Source organism: Streptomyces sp. NPDC021212 (genome assembly GCF_044332925.1).
GTDB lineage: Bacteria > Actinomycetota > Actinomycetes > Streptomycetales > Streptomycetaceae > Streptomyces.
In genome coordinates this window covers 1-25,310 of sequence record NZ_JBIRPZ010000020.1, presented here as the reverse complement: position 1 = coordinate 25,310, position 25,310 = coordinate 1, and the positions used below count along the sequence as shown (strand labels likewise).

The following is a 25,310-nucleotide window of genomic DNA, read 5'->3' as shown; positions in this document are numbered from 1 at the left end:
GCGAGTCAGGGTCGGGGGACATCATGCGACGCTAGCACGCAAGGCGGTACGTGACCGGCTACGGACACCGGCGCGGCTCCCGCGCCGGTGTCCCGCCCGGCTCAGGAGATACGCGTCAGCTTCGCCCCGAAGGTCGGCTCGGACAAGTCGTTTTGCAGCGCCACCGGCGCCTTGACCTGGCCGGGGCCGGTTCCCACGGTCACCTGGCCGACGACGGTCCCCGCCTTCGCCGAGTGCGGAATGGTTTTGCCACCGTCACCGATCTTGATGTCGACGTTCAGCCCCGCCCAGCCGACCGCCTTCAGGTCCTTGGTGGCGACGACCGGAGTCGTACCGCCGAGGCCGTCGTCCACCTGGCCGACGACATCGCCCTTCTTGATGACGGTCGCCGAGGTCAGGGCGTCCTGCACGGCGGTGATCAGCTTGTAGCTGTTCGTCTGGGCCAGCTGGAGGCTGGCGTCCAGCGTGGTGGGCGCGCGCTGTTCGAGCACGACGCCGAGGATCCGCTGCTTCTTGCCCTCGATCGTCCGCACCGCGCCCCACATCAGCGCACCGCCCGCCGGGGTCGACGAACCGGTCTTGATACCGATCACGCCGGGCTTCACCAGCAGATTGTTGTTGTTGTAGATCTTGCCGTCGAGGCCGGGGATGTCGGTGTTGGGCGTCGCCACGACCTCCCGGAACGCGTCGGAATCCATCGCCGCCTTCGCCAGCTTGAGCTGGTCGGCAGCGGTGGACTTGGTCGACTCCTTGAGCCCACTGGGGTCGGTGTAGGTCGTGTTCTTCATGCCCAGGCTCTTGGCCGCGTCGTTCATCTTCTTGGTGAACGCGGCGATGGATCCCGCGTCCCAGCGGGCCAGCAGCCGGGCGATGTTGTTGCTGGAGTTGATCAGCAGCAGCTGGAGCAGCTGGTGCTGGGTAAAGGTCTGGCCCTCCTTCACCGCCGCCTTCGACTCGTCGATGGCCCCCGCCTCCTTGGCCGCCGTCGGGTCGATCTTGATGCGCGGGCCCTCCGCACCGGCCTTCAGCGGATGCTCCTTGAGCACCACGTAGGCCGTCATCACCTTGGTGACACTGGCGATCGGCACCGGCTTCTGCTTCCCCGACGTGCCCAGGCTGCCCACGCCCTGGACCTCGGCCGCGGACTGGCCCTCATCGGACCACGGCATGGCCAGCTTGTCGCCCTTGAACGCGTACGACGCGTCGGACGTCAGCTGCAGCTCCGGTTCCGGCAGCGGCCGCACCGCCTGGGCGATCCCCAGCAGCACGACGAGCAGGATGACCAGCGGCGTCCAGATCTTGACCCGCCGCACCGCGTTGCGGATCGGCGTCTCGGGCTTGGGCGGCGTGTTCGTCAGCTGCGCCAGCAGATCAAGCGGCGCGGGCTGCTTCCCGTCCGGCGTCTGCGGTGGCAGCGGCTGCTGCTTGGTGCGCTCGGTCTCCGGCACGTCGGCGGGCTTCGCCGGTGCGGTGTCCGGCTTCGCCGGTGCCTTCGTCTTTTCCGGTGCCTTCGCGGGGGCGGGGGCGTCGGCGGAGCGCAGCGGTACGAACTTGCTGGTGCGCTCGTTGTCGCCCTCGGACCGCTTCGTGCCCTTGTCGCCATCGAGTGCCTTGATGGCGGTGGTCGGCTGGTCGACGCCCTTCTTCTTCTCCGGCAGCACGCCGAACGCGGCGGTGGGCCGGTCGAGCTGCTTGCCGCCCTTGCCGTCCTCGTCCTTCTGGTCCTTCTTGTCTTCCTTCTCCGCCTTCTCCTCGTCCACCTTGGGCGCGCGGAAGACGGCGGTCTTCTGATCGATGGACGGACCGCCCGACGGCTTGTCGTCGTCCGAGGCGGCCTTCGCCTCGTCCGCGTCGCCCCCGTCGTCATCGGCCCCCGCCCAAGCGGGACGCCGCCCGCCGGAGGCGCGCTTGTCGTCGGCCTCGGCGTCGGACGGCGCCTTCGGCGTCCGGAACACCGCGGTCTTCTGGTCGACCGTCGACTTCGACGAGGCGTCGTCGGAGGCGTCGTCGGAGGCGTCGTCGTCACCCTTGGCGCGGGACGTGGCATCGTCGTCACTCTTGGCGTCGGACGCGCTTGCGCCGGAGTCGGCGTCCTTACCGTCCGCACCGTCCGCGTCGCCGTCGCCCTCGGCGTCGGAGCCCGCCTTCGCCGGACGAGACGCCCCCGAGCCCTCGCCGCTGGACGCGGCCTTCTCGGCGTCGTCGTCACCGTCGGCGTCCGACGTCGCCGCGGCCGCCCCCTTGGCGTCGGACGCGCCCGCGTCGTCCTTGGCACCGGAATCGGCATCCTCGGCGTCCGACACCGCCTTCGGCGTCCGGAACACCGCGGTCTTCTGGTCGACCGGCGTCTTCGACGCGTCGTCCTCGCCGCCGTCGTCGTCCGACGTCACCTCAGCCGTCTGCTCGGCGTCGGACGCACCCGCGCCGGCCTCGGCGTCCTTACCTTCCGCGTCGCCGTCGCCGTCGCCCTCGGCGTCGGAGTCCGCCTTCGCCGGACGAGACGACTCCGAACCCTCGCCGCCGGACGCGGCGTCCTTGCCCTCGGCCTCCGCATCCGCGTCCGCATCCTCATCCGGTTCGTCGGACGCGCCCCAGGCCGCGACGGCCTCCCGCAGTCGGGTGTCGCCCCCCTCGGCCTCGTCCGCCTCACCGGATCCACCGGACTCCGCTTCGACGGATTCACCGTCTTCGCTTTCGCGAACGTCAGGCGTATCGCCGTCACCCGCAGCTTCCGGACGCTCCGATTCCGGTTCCGCCGACGCCGCGCCGGACTCGGCGGGAGCCGACTCGGGCGCACCCCCGGCGCCATCGGCGCCATCGGCGACGGCGAGCGCCGACCGCCCGCCGCCGGCTTCCTCATGGGAGGCCGTGAGCCGCGGATCGCGTGCTCCCCCAGCCGTCTCCCCCGACGACTTCTGCTGATCCGACTTGCCGGGGGACTCGCCCGCCACCGATGCCTCCTCGATACGTCACACGGGACGCCGAGCGCCTCCTGACGCCGCGTCCCGCATTCCAACCATCAACCAGTGTCCTGTGTGTCCGGCGCGCAGCCGTACAACGCCACCGCCGGAGAGCGCCTCAGGGTGATCGCTCACCCGCTAGACGAGAAAGACATACCTACCGGTTCCCGCCCAAATCCACCAGGCACTCTCGACAGACCAATGTGGCAGGGGTCACCCTGTCATTCATCCACGCGGGGAGGCATGGATGGGCAGGAGCCGCAGAACAATTCCGGAGGAGCTTCTGCTGCTGGCCCTGGACCCGACCACGGGTACCACGGCGCAGCCGCAGTCGCTCGACCTCGGCTTGGCCGGGGCACAGCTAGTAGAGCTGGCTCTGGCCGGACGGATAGCCCCTGACGGGGATCGTATCGCCGTGGTGCTGCCACGGCCGACCGGAGATCCAACTCTGGACTCCGCACTGGAACTGCTGCGCCGTCGCGGCAGTCCGGTTCGGGCTGTCCACTGGATCGGCGGGCCCCGGCTGGGGCTGCGCCAGACGTATCTCACGCACCTGGAGCGGTGCGGCATGGTGCATGCCGTGGCGGGCCAGATGTGCGGGGTACTGCCGACGACTCGCTACCAGGCGACGGACACGGCGATCAGTCGGGAGATCAGGGCCCGGCTGGACAGTGCGATCCGTACCGGCGTACCGCCGGACCCGCGGACCGCCGCGCTCGCCGCCCTGGCCCATGCGGTCGGGCTCGGCAAGCACCTGTATCCCGGGAACGAGGGGCGCTCCTCGCGCTCCAGGCTCCGGGATTTGATCAGGCACGACCCGATGGGCGGTCTGGTGGCGCACGCTGTGTTGGACGTGCAGAACGGTGTCGCGGCGCAGCCACGGCGCGCACCGGCCGCAGGCCGACAGCCCGGAGCACGCGTCGCGGAGCCCGCGGCCGGGGTCCCGGCACAGCCGTCCCGCCGCGGCATGGACCGCGTCGGAGCGCGCTGACCCATCACCAGGAGGCCCCCAGGGCGCCCCAGGACGCCACACAGCATCCCTGAGCGGCTCCGGCACCCGGAAGGAGCCTCCGGAGCACCACAGCGCACGACAGGGCATCACAGCGCACCACAGGGCACTTGCAGGGCACGGCAAAGCACGACAGGGCACCAAGGGCACCACGGAGCACCAACCGGACTCGCAAGAGCCCGCAGAACCGATACAGCACGCACCACCGACCGCACCGCAGTCCCCACCGACCCGGTCCGGGAGCCGCTGAAGCGCGGGGTGGTGGGACGGCCGTTCCGGACGACCGGCCGTCCCGCCGCCCCGCGCGCGCGTTCGATCGCCCTTTGTACGGTCTTTGTCGGGCCATTTCCCAGCGCGGCCGGGTCCGGTAGTGGCAGGCTGCTGAACAGCATGTATCAGCAGTACGAAGCCGGAGGTGCACGTCCCGTGACATCGAACGTCGGCCCCACTGTCCGGCGACGCCGGTTGGGCCAGGAACTGCGCAGGCTCCGCCAGGAGAAGGGCATGACGGCGGAGGAGGTGGCGGAGGAGCTGATGGTCTCCCAGTCGAAGATCAGCAGACTGGAGAACGGCCGGCGCAGCATCAGCCAGCGCGATGTACGCGACCTCTGCCGGACCTACAAGGTCGAGGACAAGGCCCTGATCGATTCGCTTATGCAAATGGCGAAGGAGTCGCGCCAACAGGGCTGGTGGAACGCCTTCGGCGACGTCCCGTACAGCGTCTACATCGGGTTCGAGACGGACGCGGCGTCCCTGCGGGTCTACGAACCCCAGGTGATGCCGGGGCTGTTGCAGACCCCGGAGTACGCCGAGGCGGTCATCAGCGGGGCGCTGCCCGAGGTCGCCCCGGACCAGATCGCCCAGCGGGTGCAGGTGCGGCTGCGGCGGCAGGAGCGGATCACCGACCCGCTGACCCCGCTGCGATTGTGGGCCGTGGTGGACGAGGCGGCGATGCGGCGCGTGGTGGGCAACCACAAGATCATGAGCGACCAGCTGGAGTACCTGGTCCGCATGAGCCACGAGCCGCATGTGACGGTGCAGGCGCTGCCGTTCGGCATGGGCTCGCACCCGGGCATGAGCGGGCAGTTCACCATCCTGGAGTTCTCCGACGAGTCGGACACGAGCGTCGTCTATCTGGAGGGCGTGACGAGCGACCTCTATCTGGAGAAGCTCACCGACGTGCAGAGCTACAGCATGATGTACGAGCATCTGCGGGCCCAGGCGCTGAACGTGGACCAGAGCCGCCAGTTCATCACCGAGGTGGCGCAGGACCACGCGCGTCGGCACGGGGAGGACTGACGACGCCGGTCGCGAGCGAGCGCGGAGCGTACACCTCCGCACTCCGCCGTGGAAGAGGCCGGTGGAATATGCCACCCGGTCGAGTGAATGGCCACCTTTCCTCACGATGTTGACGAGTAACGTCGGCCTCGCCTCCAAACGGGGGTGCATCTCCTCAACAGAACGCATCGGAGCAATTGTGTCCATTCAGCAGGGAAAGACGAGTACGTGGGTGAAATCCTCGTACTCCGCAGGAAACGGCGCTTGCGTAGAGGTCGCCTCCCCGGTCGTCGACGAGATCGCCGTGCGCGACTCCAAGGACCCGCACGGACCGACGCTCAGCTTCGCCCCCGCCTCCTGGTCGGCCTTCGTCGCCGACGTCCACGGCGGAGCCTTCGACCTCGGCTGATCCTGCTGTTCGACCGACCGCGGCAGCGCGGTCAGGACCCGTAGAGCCGCAGTTTCGCAGTAACGCCACAGAGCCCTCTCGACCGGCCGCCGTCCCTGCCGAGAGGGCTCGTCGCATTTCGGTCTCCCTTACCTTCGGCGAAGCCTTCACCGAAGCCTTCATCGGAGTCCCGCGACATAGCGGTCGGTCCCGGGAATCGTCGGAATGAACGGCGCGACGAATTCCACCCGGCCCAGTCCGGACCGCTCCACATCGGCGTCCAGACCCGTCAGATATTCCTCCCAGCACATCCGCGGGTCGCGCTCCAGGAACCAGAGCAGGGTGAGCCTGGTGTCGACGCCCTCCACCTGTTTGACGTATGCCATCCGGTTCGACGGCAGCGGGGTCGGGCGGAAGACGGTCACCAGCGCGGCGGGCGAGCCGGCCAGGCGGCGGGGCAGATGGCGGGCCGTGAGCCAGTCCAGCAGCTCCCCGCGCCGCTCGGGGCTCTCGCTCTCGACGACCTCCAGGACCAGCCCGGCGTAGGGATGGTCGAGGGCGTGATGGTCGCGCGGCCCGGCCGCGCCGTCCCGGTAGACGGTCGCCTCCCGGTCGTGGAAGGCCGTCAGGACGTGCGTGCGCTCCTGGAACACCCGGCCGTCCCGGTTCAGCCGCTTGTTGATGCCGACCGTCCACCGCATGTGCTCCGCGTAGCGGTCCTCGGTGAGCCAGTAGACGGAGAGGTAGCAGCCCGCGGTGACCGGCTGGGCGACCGCGGACTTCGCCGGGTAGCGCAGGCGCTGGAGGTCGCGGGTGGCGACCCAGCGGCGGCCGGCGTAGATCCACGGCATGGCCATCGCGCCCGCGATGAAGTGGTCGTCCTCGTAGCTCTGGTCCAACTGCCGCCCTACGCACCCGATCTCAACCCCGTCGAGGGCATCTGGTCCGTGCTGCGGCGCACCGTCCTGGCCAACCGGACCTTCGCCGACGCTGACGACCTGATCACCGCTGTCCGACGCGGATTACGCCAGCTCCAGTACCGCCCCGATGTCCTCGACGGTTGCCTCACCGGCACAGGTCTCCAGCGCAAGCCACCATGACGACACCACGCTTTGAAGGTCAGTAAGCAGCGTCGCCGCCATCACGGTACGGGCCCACCTGGAGGTATTCCGCGATCAGTTCACGCGGAAGTAGGGGCATCAGTTGGCTTGCTGCATCGAGTGTCATCTCGTCCGCTTCTTCCGCCGAGCCGGCCTCTGGCACCGCCCAGCCCTGGAGCCCCTTCGTACCTGTGGAGACTGGATGGAAGAGTACGGTTCCGTCCGCGGCGGAGAGCCACACCCCGCTCGGGTCATCACGCTCGCTCTCCTCGATGCGGTGAGCGAGACCGTCACCCCGTTTCCCGTCACCCCGGATCTCACCATTTCCGGAATGATCTGCGAATTCGTAGGAACTGTCCAGGGATTCCGCGCCCCGCAGATCCCTATCCAATATTCTGTTCCGATTCTCCCGCCGGCTCCCGCCCGGCACCGTCATCGCTATCGCCCCCGCGGTTTCTTTTCGCCTACTCTCTATTGCGCGACTGCGGCCCATCCCCCGATAAGTAGGCGAGCCATATGCCCCGGCGGACCATCGCCCTCCCTGCGCCTTGATTCCTACCCTTGCGAATAGCGAAGGGCGTTTGCAGGAATTTCCCGGAAGCGTCAACTCCATGGTATAGCCTGGAAAGGCAGACATAGCCAGATCCAGACCCGCAGCAGGGAGAAGTGTGCGCGCGATCAGGATGGAGCAGTTCGGTGGTCCGGAGGTGCTACAGGCGGTCGAGGTCCCCGACCTTGAGCCACGAGCCGCCCATCATCTCTTGCAGGTGAGCCGTGCAGGGGTGAACTACGCGGACATGCACGTACACGGAGACAGCTATCTTGCCCCCGTGACTCTGCCCTACATTCCCGGCAACGAAGTGGTCGGCCGCACGGCAGATGGCAAGCGCTTCGTCGGGCTTACTCAGGGCGGCGGCTACGCCGAGCAGGCCCACGTCCACCGCCGCACTTCATGGGAAGTGCCGGACGACGTGAGTGACGAGCAGGCAGTGGCGCTGTGTCTCCAGGGCAATTCGGCCTACCACCTGCTGCACACCGTCTCCGGTGTGCAGCAAGGCCAGACCGTGGTGATTCCGGCCGCCGCGGGCGGCTTGGGCTCCATAGCCGTCCAGTTGGCCAAGAGTATCGGCGCGAAGGTGATCGCTTTGGCGAGTACCAAAGAGAAGCGCCAACGGAAGACCTCGGCGCGGACGCAGTCGTCGACTCCACCAGCGAGAACCTGACCGAGGAAATCAAGGAGGTGGCGGGCGGCCCGGTCCAGGTCGCGCTGGAGATGACCGGCGGACCGACCTTCCACTCCATCGTCGCCGCTCTCGCCCCGCGCGGCCGACTGGCCGTGTATGGATACGCGTCGGGCCAGACGACAGACGTATCGACGAAGGTGCTGATGGAGCGCTCGATCACCGTCTCCGGATTCTGGCTGCCGTCGCTGTACAGCGACCGGAACGCCCTGCCCACCAGCATGAACGCGCTGTTCGACGCTGTGCGCGCCGGCTCGCTGCGGCCGGTCCTCGGTCAGGTCTATCCGTTGAACGAGGCAGGTGCTGCCCACGCGGCTCTGGCCGCTCGGACGCACACAGGGAAGCTCTGTCTGGATACCGCCGGGTGGTTTAGAAGCCAAAGTTACCCTTTACCCTCGGTTGGAACGAGAGTGCGGCGCCCCCGCTCGATCACCCGAGACGAGCCGCCCCAGACTTCGAGGCTAGTGATTTCCCGTGAACTGAGGCGCTACCTTGCACGTGCCCGTCTCGGTGATCGTTGACGCGGGGGCTCTGGCGACTCGCGCAGATCGAGGCGTCGATCCCGGCGGGCCGACTCGGCTACCCCTTGCTCACCTGTCCCTTGTTCACCGTCCCTTGTTCACCTGTCCCTTTGATCATCGCCGACATGTGCCTGCTGCTCAGCGCCGAGCACGCGGACGCGGTCACCGGCGCCTGCTGGGACGCCAACGGCGGCCTCTACATGCACGGACAGCGCCGCCCCCCACCCTCACGAACGCGAAGGCGTACGGATGTTCAGTGTCGCCGACGTCTCCGACGAGACGGACACCATCAAGACCCCCCGGCTCGTCCGCACCGACGGCATCCCCCTCGACTCCTGCCCGGCCGGCGCGCATATCGACGTGGACGGGCCCACCGGGATCACCCGCCCGTACTCCCTGTGCGGCCCGCCAGAGGACAGCGGCGGCTACACCATGGCGGTCAAACGCGAAGAGGACTCCCGAGGTGGCTCCCAGGCCCTGCACGACAAGGTCGCTCCCGGTACGCAGCTGACCATCGTCCTGCACCCCGGTCTCGGCCGGCAGACGGCGGCCGAGGTGCTCGCTACGGAACTCGCCGCGCTCCCGGCAGCCGTACACGTCTACTTCTGCGGCCCGCAGGGCTTCATGGACCAGGTCGCCGCCCTCGCGGCCCGCACGCTGCCCGGGACCCACGTCCACCGCGAGCTGTTCCAAGCCGGTGAACTCCCGGCCGGGTGCGAGAGCTCAGAGGTCGAACTGGACACCGGCGAGGTCTGCACCGTCCCGGCGGACACGAGCATCGCCGACGTGCTGGAGGAGAACGGTGTGCCCCTGTAGGCGTCCTGCCGCGAGGGCATCTGCGGGACCTGTCTCCTGCGGGCCATCGAGGGCGAACCCGACCACCGTGTCCACTGCCTGTCCGCCCGGGAGAAGGCGGCCGGCGATCAGATCCCGCCTGCGGCGCGCGCGAAGCCGCCGCTTCTGGTGGTGGAGCTGTGGTGAGCGCGAACCGACCCACACAGAGTGTCGTGGAGAATGGGGATTGAAGATGCACCTCTTCGGGCGAGACCCGGAATTCAATCTGCTGAAATCACTGCTTGCCGAATGTGAGATCGGCAAGGCGGTGACCGTGTTATTAGAGGGAGGAATCGGATACGGAAATGTGCTGGCACATTTTGGCCACCATGTGAAGGACTCCGGGGCGGTCATGGTGAACGCCTGCGACCTGGGGTTAGACAGTGTTCCCAGCGTGAGTTCGATGAGTTCGTTACGAACCGCCGAGTTCACCGAGTTCTGCGCCCGGCTTGAGGACCTGGCCGAGCAGTCACCAGTGGTCATCTGCGTAGACGACCCACAGGAGCTCGACAACCCAAGCTGGCGCTGGCTGCTGGAGGCCACGCGGGCCAGGCTCCGGTCCAGCAGGCTGATGCTCATCCTCGTGCAGACGCTCGGCCAACAACTCAGCCCGGAGTTCCACTGCGAGCTCCTGCGGCAGCCCCATCTCCACCGGGTCGCGCCGCGCCCAATGACCCGGGACCAGATCGCCGAGCTGGTCGGTGATCCGGAGGGCCGGCCATCGAACGACATCTTCCTGGACGACGTGTTCCGGCTGAGTGGCGGCAATCCCCTGCTCGTGCGGGCACTGTTAGAGGAGCACCGGATCCACAGTGCCGTCTGCCAGGACACGCCGTGGCCTGCCGCCGATGGGCTCTTCGCGCAGGCCGCGGTCAACTGCGTGCAGGGCTACGGCCCCTCGGTGTCGCGCCTCGCAGTCGGCATCGCCATCCTGGGCAGGGATTCCGGGCCTGAGCTGTTGAAGGAGCTGCTCGGGCGGAACGCCGCCGAGACAGCACGCGGAATGTTCGCGCTGGCCTCGGCCGGTCTGGTCGACGGCTACCGCTTCCGGCACCCCTTGGTCGAGCGCGCAGCCTTGGACACCATCGGCCCCGGGCAGCGCGCCGAACTGCACCACCAAGCCGCGGAACTGCTCAGTCGGCACGGTGCCGGTAGCCGCACCATCGCCCAGCACCTGCTCGAAGCGGGCTCGGCGACGGAAGACTGGCATGTGGCCGCTTTGAGGGACGCCGCCGATGAGGCGCTGGACGCGGACGCCGCCGAACAAGCCGACGCCTACCTCGAACTGGCCCAAGCCGCCTCCACCGATTCCTGGGAACGGGGCCGCATCCGCCTGAAGCGGACACTCGTCAAGTGGCGCGTCGACCCCTCTTGCGTCGAACACCACGCTCTCAACGGCTACCGCGGGGAACGGGCACCGGGATCCGAGCTCTGCCCTGCCGATGCCGTTCTGCTGGTCCAGCTGTTGATCAGCCTGGGCCGTGTGGAGGAAGCGGGAGAACTGCTGCGGGAACTACGGCCCACTCTGCGTGGTCTCCGCGATACGACGGACGTCGAGGGCGTCGGCGACACGTGGCCGTGGTCCTTTTACCCGGTGACCGGTGTCCTGTCAGCCTGGTGTGCCGGTTCCGTCGCTCTTGCGGACTCCCTGTCCGAAGAAGACCTCGCCCACAGCGACTCCCCCCATGACGTGCTGGGGGCGCTGACCGCCTGGATCAAGGGGCTGGAAAGCAAGCCCGGTAATCTCCAGGACTCGGAGAACCTGCTGCGGATCACGCCGCTGTCCGACATGACGCTCAGTCTCATTCTCGGCGAACTGAACTCGCTCACGCGGGCCGGCCGGCCGGACCTGGCGGCCGCCTGGTGTGACGTCTTCCTGAAGAACGCGACCGAGCGGGGTGTACTGGGCTGGCATCGGCTGTTCTCCGCTGTGCGAGCCGATATAGCGCTGCGGCAGAGCAACCTGACCGACGCGGAGACGTTCGCCTGGATGGCCCTGGACCGCGCCGCCGAACCGTCCAGCACCTGGCTGCACGGCGGCCCGGTCACCGTCCTGATCACCGTCTACACCGAGATGGGACGTTACAAGGACGCCGCGCATCTGCTGGACCGCCCGCTGCCGGAGGCGCTGTTCCGGAGTGTCTACGGGCTCGCGTATCTCCGCGCCCGCGGTCGCTACGCCCTGGCCATCAACCGACCCCACCTCGCGCTCTCCGACTTCCTCAGCATCGGCCGGCTCGCGGAGCGCTGGGGTCTGACTCCGTCGGCAGAGCCGCCCTGGCAGGTGGACGCTGCCCATGCCTGGCTCCGGCTCGGCGATCGGGAGCAGGCAGAACGGATACTGGCCGAGCACGACAGTGCGACGGCCGGCGCCGACGCGGCGGCGAACGGCGCAGTGCTGCATGTCCGCGCGCTGCTGGCCGCACCGGGCGAGCGGACACGACTGCTCCTCCAGGCCGCCGAGAGGATGCGGGAGACCGGGGACCGCCTGCAACTGACCAAGGTCCTCGCCGACACGGCGTCCACCTACGAGGAGTTGGGCTGGGGCAGGCGTGCCGAGGCTTTCAGTCGTATGGCACGGCAGATCGCAGGCGACTGCGGTGCGCAGGTCCCGCCCGAGCCGATCGGCTCCGCCCATCGCCACCCACCCGAGGAGGGCGTGTCCTCGACACTCGACTACCTCGAAGCGGACATCGCTACCAAGCTGAGCGAAGCCGAGCGCAAGGTTGCCGCGCTGGCGGCCAGGGGGCTGACCAACCGCGAGATCTCGGCCAAGTTGTTCATCACGATGAGCACCGTGGAGCAGCACCTGACCCGCGTGTACCGCAAGCTCGACATCACCAGCCGACAGCAGTTGCCACCTGAGCTCCTCTGGCCCTCTCCCAGACGGCATGAGGCTCGGGCAGGACTCTGGCGCACGGCCGACCCGGCGGCATGACCGTGCCGGCGCAGGCTTGCGTGCCGCCTCCGCCGAGACCTGGGGATTCCGCCCGCCGTACGAACGTCCCAGAAGTCTGCCTGACATGCGCACAGCGCGTTCCCAATACCCCCCTGCACTTTGCGCGGCAATGTCCGGAACGGTGAAACATCGTTCCGGGAATTCCGGCAACCGATGCGCCCAGGGATTCACGCGTGCTCCCCGTGGCGTCTCCACGAAATACGGTCGTAAGCCAGACCGGACAACTCTGTTCTCTAGACAGAAAAGAAGGACGGATATGACGACCCGCGCAATAGTTCTCGGCGCCGGCCTGGCCGGTGCCCTGACCGCATCCGTACTCACGAATTTCGTGGACGAGACGATGTTATTGGACCGGGACCGGATACCGGATGGCCCGGAAGCCAGGAAGGGCACCCCGCAGACCCTTCACTCCCACATCCTGATGTCGAACGGCGCACGGACCATCGACTCGCTGGTCCCCGGAGCCATCGACCGTCTGTTGGCCTACGGGGCGCACCGGACCGAGGTGCCGAGTGGGCTCGTCTCCTGCTCACGCCAGGGGTGGACACGGCGGATGCCCGGCAACCAGTTCATGATCACCTGTGGCCGGCCGCTGCTCGACTGGGTGCTGCGAAGCCTCGTCCTGGATGACGACCGCATCACCCTGCGCGGCGGTGTCGATGTCCAGGGGCTCGACGGCGACGCCGGCCGGGTGACCGGGGTCCAGGCCCAGGACCGGTCGTCCGGGGAGGCACTCCGGCTGGAAGCGGACTTCGTGGTGGACGCCACCGGCCGTGGATCCAGCGCGAACTCCTGGCTCCAGGCGCTCGGTCTGCCCGCCGTCCGCGAGAAGAAGGTCGACATCGGACTCTCCTACGCAACCCGCCGGTTCCGCGCGCCGACCGGGGCGGAGAGCGGCTTTCCCATCGTGAACGTACTACCGGATCCGGAAGACGAACGGCCGGGCCAGGGCGGGGTGCTGCTGCCGATCGAGGACGGGCAGTGGATGGTCACTCTGACCGGGACCCGTGGGTACGAGCCGCCACGCGACCCGGAAGGCTTCGTGGAGTTCGCCCGGAAATTGCGGCATTCGGTGATCGGGGACTTCATAGCGAACGCGGAGCCGATCGGGCAGATCCACACCACCCGCACTACGGTCAACCGCCGCCGCTACTACGAGGAACTCACCGACTGGCCGGAGGGCTTCCTGGTGCTCGGCGACGCCGCGGCTGCCCTGAACCCGGTGTACGGGCACGGCATGTCGGTGACAGCGATGAGCGCATCGGCCCTGCGCGGCACCTTGCGTAGCGACGGGTTGGCGCCCGGGACGAGCCGTGCCGCACAGATCGCCGTGGCGGGCGCCGTCGACAACGCCTGGACTCTGGCCACGGGGCAGGACGTCTTCTACCCGAACGCGGCCGGCCGTCAGCCGGGGCTGGCCGAGCGAATGCTGCGGCTCTACGTCAACCGCGTGACCAAGACCGCAGCCGACCGCCCCCGAGTGGCCGCCGCGGTGAGCGACGCGTTCACCCTCTCTGCTCCGCTGACCCGGCTGATGAAGCCCCGGATTGTCTTCGAGACACTCCTCGGCCCCACCCGGCCGCCGCTCACGGGCCCCCCTCTCACCTCCCGTGATCGGGAATTCCTCGTCCGCTTGCCTCAGTGACCGGGCCGCAGACAACGGGAGGCACAAAGAACGTGCAACCGAACACGCGACGCAAGCTCTCCATGGGAGAGCTCATGCTCTCCGGGCCAGGTCTCACCAGGATCGTGGCGCTGTGCACGGTTAGGGGCCATGCCGACGAACATCTGCTCGAGCGGTCCTTCGCCGCGTCCGTCGCCGCGCACCCCTCCTTGCGAAGTCGGATATCGCCGGACGGCACCGAGTTGGTATTGGATCCGCTTGACGACAGGCCGCCCGGCCTCGTCGTCCGCCGGGCCGACTCCTGGGACCTCGACCAGGAAATGCGGAGTCGGCTGGAACCCGGCGGCCCGCTGGTCCGCGCCACTTTGTTGCGCGGCGTAGGGGAGGACACGTTCGTACTCCATGTCGATCACCGGATCTGCGACGGCCGCAGCGTGGTCGCATTGCTGTCGGCGGTGTGGCAGACGTACGCCGCGCTGGCCGAAGGGGCGGTGGTGCCCTCGCAACCCCTGGCCGACAGCCACCCGGCGCCCATCGAAACCCGTCTCGGCCATCACCCGGAGGCTGACATCATCGCTTACGCGGCCGGCCGGGCCGAGCAGGCGAAGCGCCGTCCCCCGGTGCTGCTGCCCTATCTACGGGACCCGGATGTGGGAGCGCCCGAGCCGGACGGGATCCGCGTCCGGACACTGCGGCTCGACGCCGACGAGACGACGCGGCTCGTCAAATCTGCCCGGGCCAACGGGATCTCGGTGCAGGGCGTGGTGGCGGCGGCGATACTCATCGCGGTGAGCCGTGCCCTGCAAGCGGGCGAAGCCCCCCTGCCCTTGTCTCTGGCGTCCCCCGTCGACTTCCGACGCCGGGTCACTCCGCCCCTGGCGGAGAACACCATGGTGATGGCCGCCGCGTCGTTCTACGACATCGTCGAAGTCTCCCCGTGGGCGGACGTGTTCGCCATCGGGCGGCTGGTCTACGACCGGTTGCGCACGGGTGTCGAGCGGGGTGATCCCGAACGGGAGATTCTCGCGGTGAGCCGCTTCTTCGAGAACCCGGCTCTGCTGGCGGCCAGTGTCGTGCTCACCAACCTGGGCCGCGTCGCGGACTTGCCCGCACCCCCTGGGCTTGAGTTGGGCGGTCTGCGGTGGGTGCCGATACCGGAGACGTGGTCGCCGGAGCAAGGGCAGGGGCCGCTGGTGGTGTCGGCGATCACTGTGGAGGGCCGGCTGGCTCTGGAGGTTCCGTACTCCCCCAGCGGCTTCGCACATCGGCAGATCGCTGCGGTCCTCGAAGACGTCCGCCGGATCCTCGCGCCGGTGTAGCCGCCGGGCGTATGCGGGGAGGGCCCGAGCCTGACGGCTCGGGCCCTCCCCGTATGCGAGTCACAGCAACACGGGCAGCGATTCCGGGCCGCGGATGAACACACTGTTGCGCCAGTTCAGCTCCTCCGCCGGGGCCGCGAGCCGCAGGTCGGGGAAGCGGGTGAGCAGCCCCCGGAACGCTATCTCGCCCTCCAGCCGGGCGAGCGGGGCACCGATGCAGTGGTGGATACCGTGCCCGAATCCCACGCTGCCCCCGACGGGGCGGCCTATGTCCAGCCGGTCGGCGTCACTGAACCGGGTGGAGTCGCGGCCCGCAGAAGACAGCGAGAGCAGGACGACCTGCTTGGCCGGGATGGTCACCCCGCTGACCTCGACCGGCTCCAGGGTGTGCCGGAGCGCCATGCCGCCTGGCCCGTCGTACCGTACGAGCTCCTCGATCGCGCCGGGCAGCAGCGTGAGGTCCGAGCGCAACCGGGCGAGCTGGTCCGGGTTCTGGAGCAGGGTGAGCATGCCGCCGGCGACGAGGTTCACCGTGGTCTCGTGCCCGGCGGACAGCAGCAGGAAGGCCGTCGCCACGAGTTCCGTCTCGGAGAGCTGGTCGCCGTTCTCGGTGGTCTGCACCAGCCTCGTGAGCAGGTCGTCACGGGGGTTGACTCGCTTGTCCGCGATGAGCTTTTCCAGATAGGAGATCATCGCTTGGGCGGCCTCGGCCAGTTCGTCGGCTTCCGCCGTCGACACCAGCACATTGGACCAGTGGTTGAATGACGATCGGTCAAGGTTCGGCACGCCGAGCAGCTCGCAGATCACAGTGATCGGCAGGGGAAGGGCGAAAGCACTGACGAGGTCGACCTCCTGACCGGGACTCATCCTTTCCAGCAGATCGTCGACGATCTCCGTGATCCTGGGGCGGAGCTGTTCTACGCTGCCGGCGGTGAACGCCTTGCCGACCAGACGGCGCAGCCGGGTGTGGTTGGGCGGGTCGCTGTTGAGCATGTTCTCGGTAAGGGAGTCGGTGAACTGACTCATCCGCTCTTTGTCACCCGCGTTGAGCAGAACCGCCTCGCGGAGCTGCGTCATGCCTTTGCCCAGCCTGGAATCGGCGAGCAGTGCGCGCACGTCCTCGTAGCGGGTCACGACCCAGACGGACAGACCCTCCGAGGTCACGGCCTGTTGAACAGGGGCGGCAGACCGCGATGCGGCGTTGAGCGGATGCGGGTTCCGCAGGTACTCCGGGGAGAGGAGCTGGGTTTCCAGAGACACGGAGACTCCTTGAATCAGTCAATGTCGAGGAGCCAGCGCCGCACCGCATCCGCGGTGGAATCGTTGAACTCCTCCAGCATGGTGAAGTGATCGCCGGGAACCTCGACGATGTGCTGTGCCACGTGCCACGACGACCGCCAGGCGGCGGCCGCCGGTGGGCGACCGGAACGGCTGGGCAGCGGCTCAGCTGCCCGGACCAGCAGTTCCGGGACGGAGCTCGTGGTGGGCTTCCAGCCGTCGAAGAGGCGCAGATACCAGCCCATCGCGGACAGGCTGACGTCCTCCCAGATGGAGAACTGGTCCTGCCGGTCGAAGATCCCTCCGATGAAGCGGTCCTGGTCATGAGTCAGGAACTCGTCGTCGGGCAGGTAGGTGTCCAGCAGGACCACGGCCGCAGGCGGTGTTCCCAGTGCCTCCAGCCGGGCGGCGGCAGCATGGGCGAGCCAGCCGCCGGAAGACGCGCCAAGGAGCACAACCGGACCGTCTGCGGCCTGCTGCCGCACGGTTTCCACCTGGGTGTCGATGAGCGTTTCGAGGCTGGCCGGCAGGAGTTCCCCGGCGAAGAACCCCGGCGCGTAGAGGACCGAGACGTCCCGTTCCTCACGGAAGGACGAGGCGAAGCGCGAGTACTGCTGCGAACCCGCCAGGGCCACGATGGCGGAGAAGCACAACAGTGCGGGACCTTCGGGGCCGCGCGCCAGACGAACGGGTTGCGGCAGCTCACGGAGGTTCGACGGGGTGTCGTAGGTCGGACGGAGCTTCGATGCGCTCCCGAGCAGGGCCATCCCTTCGGTGACCTTGCCGAGGTCGTACGCCTGCTGGAAGAGCGCGCTCAGCGGCTCGGCCGGCCTGTCGGCTCCGGTCCCCACGCCCGGCTGCCGCGACTCGGTGAACGCGGCCGCCAGGTGTTCGGCGAGCAGGGTCGCGGTGGGGTACTCGTACAGGTAGCCGGCCGGGACAGCCAGTCCCGTGGCCTCGGCCAGCCGGTTGCGCAGCTCCAGCGTCGTCAGGGAGTCGAAGCCCGCTTCGAGCAGTCCACACTCCGGGTCGATTACGTCCGGACCGTCGTGTCCCAGCACTGCGGCCGCCTCACCTCGGACCAGGTCCACGAGTACGTCCATGCGTTCCCCGGCCGAGCAGTGGGCCATTCGCAGGGCGAGTGCCTCGGCTGCCTCTCGTGGGGCAGACGGCTGCACGGGCACGGGCTCGATGAGGTCGCGCAGCAGTGCCGGTACGTTCGTACCCGCCCGAGAGCGCAGCACGTCGAGATCGAGCATGGCCGGCACGACCAGGGCCCGCCCCGAAGTGATGGCGGTGTCGAAGAGTGCCAGACCGTGCTGGGGAGACAGCGGTGGCATGCCTCCTTTCGTCATGCGCTCCCGGTCCGCGCGGGTCAGCCCGCCGGTCATGCCGCTGCCCGGTTCCCACGTTCCCCAGGCGAGCGAGACGGCCGGGAGCCCTGCTGCCCGCCGGTGCTGGGCCAGCGCGTCCAGGAGCGTGTTCGCGGCCGCGTAGTTGCCCTGGCCGGCGCTGCCAAGGACACCGGCGGCAGAGGAGAACAGGATGAAGTGGGTGAGGTCCAGGTCTTTGGTCAGCTCGTGCAGGTGCAGTGCCCCGTCCGCCTTCGGCCGTAATACTCCGTCGAGACGCTCCGGGCCCAGGGACGGGATCACGCCGTCGTCCAGGACGCCCGCGGCGTGCACCACCGCGGTCAGGGGACGCGCGGCCGGCACCTGGGCCAGCATGCCTGCCACCGCCTCCCGGTCGGCCAGGTCGCAGGAGACCACGGTGGCCTCGGCTCCGAGGCCGACGAGCTCCTCCAACAGCGCCTGGGTACCGCTCGCCGCGGCGCCGCGACGGCTCGCCAGCAGCAGGTGGCGTACGCCGTGTTCGACGACCAGGTGGCGGGCCAGCAGCGATCCGAGACCACCGGTGGCGCCCGTGATCAGCACCGTCCCGTCGTCGGCGAAACCCGCGGGTGCCTGGTCCGGGTCCTTGGGCACGGCCGTGACCGGAGTGAGCCGGGGAGCGTGGACCACGCCCCGGCGCATCGCAAGCTGCCATTCGTCGCCGTCCAGGGCGGCGGCCGGGACCAGGCACCGCTCCCCCGCCTCGCCGGGGTCGAGGTCCAGCAGGCCGAACCGGCCCGGGTTCTCCGTCTGCGCCGAGCGCAGCAGACCCCAGACGGAGGCGTGTGCGAAACCGTCGACGGAGTCCTCGGCGTGCTCCTCATCGGTCACTGGCACCGCACCGCGGGTGAGGAACACCAGCTGGGAGGAGGTGAAGCGATCGTCGGCGAGCCAGGCCTGAGCCAGTGCCAGCGCCCGGTGGGCGACGTCGTGCGTGGCGGCGACCGGATCCTGGGCGCCATCGGCCGGAGGCAGCAACGGCACACACACCGTGCGGGGTACGGCCGCTCCGCCGTCGATCGCCTTCCCCAGGGACGCCAGATCGGAGGAACCCTGGCCTGACGTGTCGGCCCCGGCGAGCCACGCCCAGTCGTCCGGTGGGGGCACCGTGTCCTGGGCCGCCACCGGGATCCAGCGCAGGTGGAACAGCGACGTCGTGGAGGCGCTCGTGGCCGGCCGGGCCAGTGGCGCCCGCGGCCAGTAACGGCTGCGTTGGAAGGCATAGGTCGGCAACTGGACGACCTCCTCGTCCACGTCCCTGAACAAGGCCCGCCAGTCAACCCTGGTACCCCGGGCGAACATCTGGGAGATCGCGCTGTTCAGGGCCTCCGGCTCCGGCCGGTCCCCGCGCATCGCCGCCGCGAAAGTGAGCTCCTTGCCCGAGGCGCCGTCGCCCGCCAGCTGTTCGCGGGTCATGGCGGTGAGGACGGCGTCGGGCCCGAGTTCCAGGTAGGCGGTGGCGCCGTGCTGCCGCAGCGTGGCGACGGCATCGGCGTACCGGACGGTGTCACGGGCGTGTCGGACCCAGTAACCGGGTTCGGACATCTCGGTGGTGACGGGCCGACCGGTGACGGTCGAGATGATCGGGATACGCGGCGGGTGGTAGCTGAGCTGTTCGGCGGTATCGCGGTAGGCGTCGAGGACGGGGTCCATCAGCGGGGAGTGGAAGGCGTGGCTGACGGTGAGGTGGCGGGCCTTGATGCCCTGAGCACGGGCCTGGTCGGCGAGGGCGGCGAGGGCGTCGCTGTCTCCGGCGACAACGGTCGAGTGGGGGCTGTTGACGGCGGCGACGGACACCAGGCCGTCCATGCCGTCGAGGAGGGGGAGCACCCCGGTCTCGGAAACTTGCAGAGCGAGCATGCCGCCCCCTGCGGGGAGCGATTCCATGAGGTTGCCTCGTGCGGTCACCAGCCGGGTGGCGTCCTCCAGCGAGAGCACGTCGGCCATATGCGCGGCGGCGAGTTCACCGATGGAGTGTCCGGCGAGGTAGTCAGGGCTCACACCCCAGGACTCCAGGGTGCGGAACAGCGCCACTTCGAGGGCGAACAGGGCCGGCTGGGCGAATCCGGTACGGTCCAGGAGCGCTGCCTCGGCGCTGCCCTCGGCAGCGAACAGCACGTCCCTCATCGGCCGCTTCGTGTAGCGGTCGAGATGGCAGCAGACCTCGTCCAGGAACCGCCTGAACGCGGGGATCGCCTCGTAGAGCTGCCGGCCCATGCCGGCCCGCTGGGCGCCCTGCCCCGTGAACAGGAACGCGGTCTTGCCACGCCCCCCGACCACGCCCCGGACCACGGACGCCGGGGTCCGGCCGTGCTCCACCGCCTCGCAACCACGGAGGAATCCGTCCAGGGTGTCCGCCACGACGACGGCCCGGTGCTCGAGCGCGGACCTGGTGGTGGCCAGCGAGTACGCGAGGCCCTCCAACCCGAGATCCGGGTTTTCGCGCACATGGGACACCATGTTCCCGGCCTGAGCCCGCAAGGCTTCGGGCGTCTTGCCCGACATCACCAGCGGGAGCACCCGGCGCGCCGCACTGCGGCCCCGTCCCGGGAGGCCGCCCGGGGCGGGCGGGTCCTCCGCGGCGGGGGCCTGTTCGAGGATGATGTGCGCGTTGGTGCCGCTGACCCCGAACGAGGACACGGCGGCCCGGCGGGGCTGCCCCGTCTCGGGCCACGGCCGGTCGTCGACCAGCAGTTGCACCGCGCCCGAGGACCAGTCCACGTGCGGGGTCGGCCGGTCGACGTGCAGTGTCCTGGCCAGATGGGCGTGTCGCAGCGCCTGTACGGTCTTGATGACGGAGGCAATACCGGCCGCCGCCTGAGCATGCCCGATGTTGGACTTGACGGAACCGAGCCAGAGCGGGCGGTCAGCGGCGCGGTTGGCGCCATACGCTTCCAGCAGTGCCTGCGCCTCGATCGGATCTCCCAGGGCGGTGCCGGTGCCGTGTGCCTCGACCACGTCGATCTGGGTGGGCGACAGCTGGGCGTCCGCCAGTGCCTGCTGGATCAGCCGCCGCTGCGACGGCCCGTGCGGGGCCGTCAGGCCGTTGCTGGCACCGTCCTGGTTGATGGCGCTGCCGCGAATGACGGCCAGCACCGGGTGTCCGTTGCGCCGGGCGTCGTCCAGCCGCTCGATGAGGACGACTCCGGCGCCCTCTCCCCAACTGGTGCCGTCCGCCGCCGCGGCGAACGGCTTGCACCGGCCGTCCGCAGCGAGACCTCGCTGACGGCTGAACTCGACGAAGACCGCCGGTGTGCACATCACTGAGACGCCGCCCACCAACGCCATGGAGCACTCACCCTGCCGAACCGAGCGCGTCGCCAGATGAAGAGCGACCAGGGACGAGGAGCACGCGGTGTCGAGTGTGACGGCAGGTCCTTCGAGGCCGAAGGTGTAGGAGATCCGGCCGGAGACCACGCTGGCCGAGTCACCGGTGGCCAGGAGGCCTTCGGCCTCCTCCGGCGAGTCCTGGAACAGCGTGCTGTAGCCCTGGGCGGAGGCTCCGATGAAAACACCGGTCCGGCTGCCGCGTGCCGATGCCGGATCGATGCCGGCCCGTTCGAAGGCCTCCCACGAGGTTTCCAGCATCAGCCGCTGCTGCGGGTCCATTCCCAGCGCTTCCCGCGGGGAGATCCCGAACACGGAAGGGTCGAACTCCGCCGCGTCGGGCAGGAACCCGCCCTCTCGCACGTAGGTGGTGCCGCTGCTCGCCGGATCCGGATCGTAGAGGCCGTCGACGTCCCATCCACGGTCGGTGGGGAACGACGAGATCGCGTCGCCACCTGACCGGACCAGCTGCCACAGGGCTTCGGGCGACCGGGCTCCGCCGGGGAAGCGGCAGCTCATCGACACGATCGCCAGCGGCTCCCGGTTCTTGGATTCGGCCGCGGCCAGTTGCTCACGGGTGTGGTGCAGGTCGGTGACCGCCCGCTTCAGATAGTCACGGAGCTTGTCCTCGTTCGTCGAATTCTGAGTCATCGGAACATCGCCGTCCTCAGCGCGTCAGCAAAATGATCGTGTTGGCTCATGGGTTCTCGAACCTGCCGTCGAGCAAAGCGAAGAGCTCGTCATCGGTGGCCGACTGGACCCGGTCGGCGACGGTGCGGCCATCGGCCGGACCAGCCGGTTCGCCCAGCCGGGAAGCCAGGGTTCGGAGCCGGGCGGCGAGGCCGTCCCGTTCCGCCCCGTCCAAGGCGGGTGACAGCAGCACCGCTTCCAGCCGGTCGAGTTCCTCGTGCAGCGAGGCGGGGGCGGCAGCCGTTGTCGCCGTCTCCGCACCCGGCAGCAGGGCATCGAGCCGGGCCGCCAGTGCGGAGGGTGTGGGGTGGTCGAACACCAGGGTCGAAGGCAGCCGCAGCCCGGTCGCCTCGTTCAGCCGGTTGCGGAACTCCACGGAGGTCAGCGAGTCGAAGCCGAGCTCCTTGAACGGGCGGTCCACCGGCACCGCATCGGTTCCCACGTGGCCCAGCACCGCGGCCACGCTCCCCGCCACCAACTCGTTGAGCACGCCCCGGCGCTCCGCCTCCGACAGCGTGGACAGCCGCTCACGCAGCCCGCCGTCCTTGGCGCTCTCCAGCACCGTACGGCGCCTCGGCGCCCGCACCAGCTTCCGCAGCAGGGAAGGCACCCGGGCGCCCGAGGAGGCAAGGCGGCGCAGCAACCGGTGGTCCCAACGGACCGGGGCCAGCAGCGCCTCGCCGCTCTGCCAGGCCGCGTCGAGGAGTTCCATGCCCTCGTCGCGGGTGAGCCCGCGCATGCCGGCCCCTCCCATGCGGCGCAGGTCGGTGTCGCTCAGGTGCGCGGTCATCGCGCTCGCGCTCTCCCACAAGCCCCAGGCCAGCGACAGACCGGGCAGGCCCTGGGCACGCCGTTGCTGGGCGAGCGCGTCGAGGAACATGTTGGCCGCCGCGTACCCGGCCTGGCCGGAGGCGCCGAGCAGACCCGACATGGAGGAGAACAGGACGAACGCCGAGAGATCCACTTCCGCTGTCAGTTCGTGCAGGTGGAGGGCGCCGTCCACCTTCGGGGCCAGCACCCGTGCCAGCCGGGCGGAGTCGAGGCCGGTGACCACGCCGTCGTCCAGGACACCCGCCGCGTGGAACACACCGGTCAGCGAGTGCTCCGGCGGGATGCCGTCGAGGAGTTCGGCCACCGCCGCGCGATCGGCGATGTCGCAGGCCACGATCCGAACCTCGGCGCCCAGCTCCTCCAGTTCACGACGGAGAGCGGCCTGTTCTCCCGTGCGGGAGACCAGCAGCAGGTGTCGTACGCCGTGTTCGGTGACCAGGTGCCGGGCGAGCAGACCGCCCAGGGTGCCGGTGCCGCCGGTGATCAGCACTGTGCCGTCGGCGTCCAGGGCACGCGGCACCGTAAGGACGATCTTGCCGACGTGCCGGGCCTGGCTCATCCAGCGGAACGCGCTCACCGCACGCCGGACATCACATGCGACCGTGCGGACCGGAGTGAGTTCCCCGGCCTCGAACCACTCCACCAGCTCACCCAGCATCCGGGCGATCAGCTCCGGACCGGCCTGCCCCAGGTCGAACGTCCGGTACGTCACGCCGTCGTACGCGGCAGCATCCCGAACGTCGGTCTTGCCCATCTCCACGAACCGGCCGCCCTCGCGCAACAACCCCAGCGAGGCGTCCACGTACTCCCCGGCCAGGGAGTTCAGCACGACATCGACCTCAGGAAAGCTGGAAGCGAAGTCCAGGGTGCGGGAGGAGGCGATGCGAGTGCGGTCCACGCCCAGATCCGCCACGTACTCCTGTTTGGGGGCGCTGGCTGTGGCGTACACCTCGGCCCCCAGCAGCCTGGCGACTTGCACCGCCGCCGTACCCACGCCGCCGGCGGCCGCGTGCACAAGCACCCGCTGGCCCGCCGCCAGCCCACCCAGTTCGCGCAGTCCGTACAGGGCGGTGAGAAAGGCGACCGGAACACCGGCCGCGCGAGTGAAGGTCCAGCCGCGCGGCATCCGTACGACCCGCCAGCCCTCGGCGACGACCATCGGACCAAGACCGCCGGCCACCAGACCCATGACCCGGTCACCCACCGCGAGGCCGGTCACCCCTTCGCCGGTCTCCACCACCTCGCCGGCGATCTCGTTGCCGAGGAGGTCGAGTCCGCCGGGGTACATGCCGAGCGCACCGAGGACGTCACGGAAGTTGAGGCCCGCGGCGCGGACCGCGATCCGCACCTGCCCCGGCAGCAGAGCCGCCTGCGCGTCCTCGGCAGGAGCGAGCCGGAGCCCGTCCAGGCTGCCGGCCTCGCCTATCTCCAGGCGCCAGGCGTCCGTCCCGGCCGGGGGCTGCAGCGAGCCACCGGCCTCACCGGCCCGCACCAGGCGGGGCACGTACGCCCGCCCGTAGCGGAGCGCGATCTGCGGCTCGTCGCCGTCGCCGAGAGTCGGCAGCGCCCGCCAGGACTCGGCGGTGCCGTCCACATCCGCCAGCAGAAAGCGGCCCGGGTTCTCCGACTCCGCCGACTTCACCAGGCCGGCCACGGCGGCACCCGCCTCGTCCGTCGGCACCTCGCCCGTGCCGACCGCGACCGCGCCACGGGTGACGACGGCGAGCCGGGAACCGGCGAACCGCTCCTCCGCCATCCATCCCTGCACCCAGCCAAGGGCCTGCTCCAGTGCCGCCCGTGTACCGTTGCCGTCGACCACGGCCACCACCAGCGGGGGCACCGCCTCCCCCAACGACGCCAGGTCCGGGTATGCCTGCGCGCCCAGCAGCGCCGCCGCGTCCGCGTCCCCGATGACGGCGCACTCGGTCGCGAAAGCAGCCGGGGCATCGAGGAGTTCGTCCCAGACCACCTCGTGGAGCCCGTCGCGCGTCAGGCGCGGCACTCCGGCGGCGACCGGCCGCATGACGAGCGAGCCGACCGAGGCCACAGGCCTGCCGGTGGTGTCGGCGACGGCGAAGGTGACCGTCTCCGGTCCTGTCCGGGTGAGCCGTACCCGCAACTCGGAGGCGCCGGAGGCGTGCACGGACACGCCGGACCAGGCGAACGGCATTTTTACCGCGCTGTCGCCGCTCCCGTCCGTGACGAAACCGAGGGCCTGGCAGGCCGCATCCAGGAGAGCCGGGTGGATGGTGTAGGAACCGGCCTCTTCCCGTACCGCCTCAGGGAGTTGGACCTCGGCGAAGACCGTGTCGCCCTGACGCCAGGCGGCCCGCAGGCCTTGGAAGGCCGGACCGTAGCCGTACCCGCTCTCGGCCAGACCGGTGTAGAAGCCCTCCACCGGCACGGCCTCGGTGGCGCCCTCCGGCGGCCACACGGTCAGTGCGGAGGGTTCGGGGGCCGAGGTGCTGGAGAGGATCCCGCTGGCGTGCCGGGTCCATTCCTCCTCGGGCCACAGCTCCTCGTGGTCCGTGGCGAGCCGCCCGTGGATGGTGAGTTCACG

At 69.5% G+C, this 25,310-nt stretch carries 14 protein-coding genes and 3 pseudogenes; 11 read left to right on the top strand and 6 right to left on the bottom strand.

Features of this window, described 5'->3' with window-relative positions; translation table 11 throughout:
- Positions 1–101 precede the first annotated feature (101 nt).
- The gene (locus ACH4SI_RS37425; protein WP_398303928.1) at positions 102–2,951 is read right to left on the bottom strand and encodes a D-alanyl-D-alanine carboxypeptidase; all 2,850 of its coding nucleotides are present in this window, start codon (positions 2,949–2,951) and stop codon (positions 102–104) included.
- Between the two features lie 256 nt (positions 2,952–3,207).
- Between ACH4SI_RS37425 and ACH4SI_RS37420 the strand changes: the two genes are divergently transcribed.
- From ACH4SI_RS37420 to ACH4SI_RS37410, 3 genes are all read left to right on the top strand, one after another.
- On the top strand, positions 3,208–3,951 hold the full coding sequence (locus tag ACH4SI_RS37420; RefSeq protein ID WP_398303926.1) for a GPP34 family phosphoprotein: 744 nt from the start codon (positions 3,208–3,210) through the stop codon (positions 3,949–3,951).
- Positions 3,952–4,395: 444 nt separating this feature from the next.
- Positions 4,396–5,268, top strand: a complete 873-nt coding sequence (locus ACH4SI_RS37415; RefSeq protein ID WP_398303924.1) for a helix-turn-helix domain-containing protein — start codon at positions 4,396–4,398, stop codon at positions 5,266–5,268.
- A 178-nt stretch (positions 5,269–5,446) separates the two neighbouring features.
- Positions 5,447–5,656: a DUF397 domain-containing protein gene (locus ACH4SI_RS37410; RefSeq protein ID WP_055557831.1), complete on the top strand. Its 210-nt coding sequence runs from the start codon at positions 5,447–5,449 to the stop codon at positions 5,654–5,656.
- A 158-nt stretch (positions 5,657–5,814) separates the two neighbouring features.
- Here ACH4SI_RS37410 and ACH4SI_RS37405 read toward each other — a convergent pair whose 3' ends face one another.
- Positions 5,815–6,492 (bottom strand): hypothetical protein, encoded by a 678-nt coding sequence (locus tag ACH4SI_RS37405; RefSeq protein WP_398304161.1) that lies wholly within the window; start codon positions 6,490–6,492, stop codon positions 5,815–5,817.
- A 27-nt stretch (positions 6,493–6,519) separates the two neighbouring features.
- Between ACH4SI_RS37405 and ACH4SI_RS37400 the strand changes: the two are divergent.
- Positions 6,520–6,735, top strand: a pseudogene (locus ACH4SI_RS37400) (transposase); the annotation flags it as partial.
- A 19-nt stretch (positions 6,736–6,754) separates the two neighbouring features.
- Here the strand turns inward: ACH4SI_RS37400 and ACH4SI_RS37395 are convergent.
- Positions 6,755–7,171, bottom strand: coding sequence for a hypothetical protein (locus tag ACH4SI_RS37395; RefSeq protein ID WP_398303921.1), 417 nt, complete (start codon positions 7,169–7,171; stop codon positions 6,755–6,757).
- 232 nt (positions 7,172–7,403) lie between these two features.
- Here ACH4SI_RS37395 and ACH4SI_RS37390 point away from each other — a divergent pair, with 232 nt between their 5' ends.
- The 7 genes and pseudogenes from ACH4SI_RS37390 (at position 7,404) to ACH4SI_RS37360 (ending at position 15,233) form a co-directional block, all read left to right on the top strand.
- Positions 7,404–7,958 (top strand): zinc-binding alcohol dehydrogenase family protein, encoded by a 555-nt coding sequence (locus ACH4SI_RS37390; RefSeq protein WP_398304175.1) that lies wholly within the window; start codon positions 7,404–7,406, stop codon positions 7,956–7,958.
- Positions 7,955–8,497, top strand: a complete 543-nt coding sequence (locus tag ACH4SI_RS37385) for a zinc-binding dehydrogenase (RefSeq protein WP_398304159.1) — start codon at positions 7,955–7,957, stop codon at positions 8,495–8,497. The genes ACH4SI_RS37390 and ACH4SI_RS37385 overlap by 4 nt, the downstream gene beginning before the upstream one ends.
- A gap of 249 nt (positions 8,498–8,746) precedes the next feature.
- A complete protein-coding gene (locus tag ACH4SI_RS37380; RefSeq protein WP_398303919.1) occupies positions 8,747–9,313 on the top strand; it encodes a hypothetical protein in 567 nt (188 codons plus the stop codon).
- Positions 9,314–9,328: 15 nt separating this feature from the next.
- Positions 9,329–9,478: pseudogene (locus ACH4SI_RS37375) on the top strand (oxidoreductase); the annotation flags it as partial.
- Positions 9,479–9,524: 46 nt separating this feature from the next.
- Positions 9,525–12,269 carry a LuxR C-terminal-related transcriptional regulator gene (locus tag ACH4SI_RS37370; protein WP_398304157.1) on the top strand — a complete coding sequence of 915 codons (2,745 nt, stop codon included), beginning with the start codon at positions 9,525–9,527 and terminating at the stop codon, positions 12,267–12,269.
- A gap of 277 nt (positions 12,270–12,546) precedes the next feature.
- Positions 12,547–13,935 carry an NAD(P)/FAD-dependent oxidoreductase gene (locus ACH4SI_RS37365; RefSeq protein ID WP_398303917.1) on the top strand — a complete coding sequence of 463 codons (1,389 nt, stop codon included), beginning with the start codon at positions 12,547–12,549 and terminating at the stop codon, positions 13,933–13,935.
- Positions 13,932–15,233: a condensation domain-containing protein gene (locus tag ACH4SI_RS37360; RefSeq protein ID WP_398303914.1), complete on the top strand. Its 1,302-nt coding sequence runs from the start codon at positions 13,932–13,934 to the stop codon at positions 15,231–15,233. Before ACH4SI_RS37365 ends, ACH4SI_RS37360 begins: the two co-directional genes overlap by 4 nt.
- Before the next feature lie 60 nt (positions 15,234–15,293).
- On the opposite strand, the gene ACH4SI_RS37355 is transcribed toward ACH4SI_RS37360, so the two are convergent.
- The 3 genes and pseudogenes from ACH4SI_RS37355 to ACH4SI_RS37345 form a co-directional block, all read right to left on the bottom strand.
- Complete coding sequence (locus ACH4SI_RS37355; RefSeq protein ID WP_398303912.1) at positions 15,294–16,493, bottom strand: cytochrome P450; 1,200 nt, start codon at positions 16,491–16,493, stop codon at positions 15,294–15,296.
- Between the two features lie 14 nt (positions 16,494–16,507).
- Positions 16,508–21,850: pseudogene (locus ACH4SI_RS37350) on the bottom strand (SDR family NAD(P)-dependent oxidoreductase); the annotation flags it as partial.
- Positions 21,851–21,926: 76 nt separating this feature from the next.
- Positions 21,927–25,310, bottom strand: a 3,384-nt coding sequence (locus ACH4SI_RS37345; RefSeq protein WP_398303910.1) for an SDR family NAD(P)-dependent oxidoreductase, incomplete at its 5' end; no start/stop codon positions are given.

What these genes read in the sequence shown, in the direction of transcription:
- ACH4SI_RS37395 (WP_398303921.1), bottom strand. Translation starts at nt 7,171, where the DNA reads ATGACGGTGCCGGGCGGGAGCCGGCGGGAGAATCGGAACAGAATATTG.
- ACH4SI_RS37380 (WP_398303919.1), top strand. Translation starts at nt 8,747, where the DNA reads ATGTTCAGTGTCGCCGACGTCTCCGACGAGACGGACACCATCAAGACC.
- ACH4SI_RS37405 (WP_398304161.1), bottom strand. Translation starts at nt 6,492, where the DNA reads ATGGCCATGCCGTGGATCTACGCCGGCCGCCGCTGGGTCGCCACCCGC.
- ACH4SI_RS37370 (WP_398304157.1), top strand. Translation starts at nt 9,525, where the DNA reads ATGCACCTCTTCGGGCGAGACCCGGAATTCAATCTGCTGAAATCACTG.
- ACH4SI_RS37420 (WP_398303926.1), top strand. Translation starts at nt 3,208, where the DNA reads ATGGGCAGGAGCCGCAGAACAATTCCGGAGGAGCTTCTGCTGCTGGCC.
- ACH4SI_RS37365 (WP_398303917.1), top strand. Translation starts at nt 12,547, where the DNA reads ATGACGACCCGCGCAATAGTTCTCGGCGCCGGCCTGGCCGGTGCCCTG.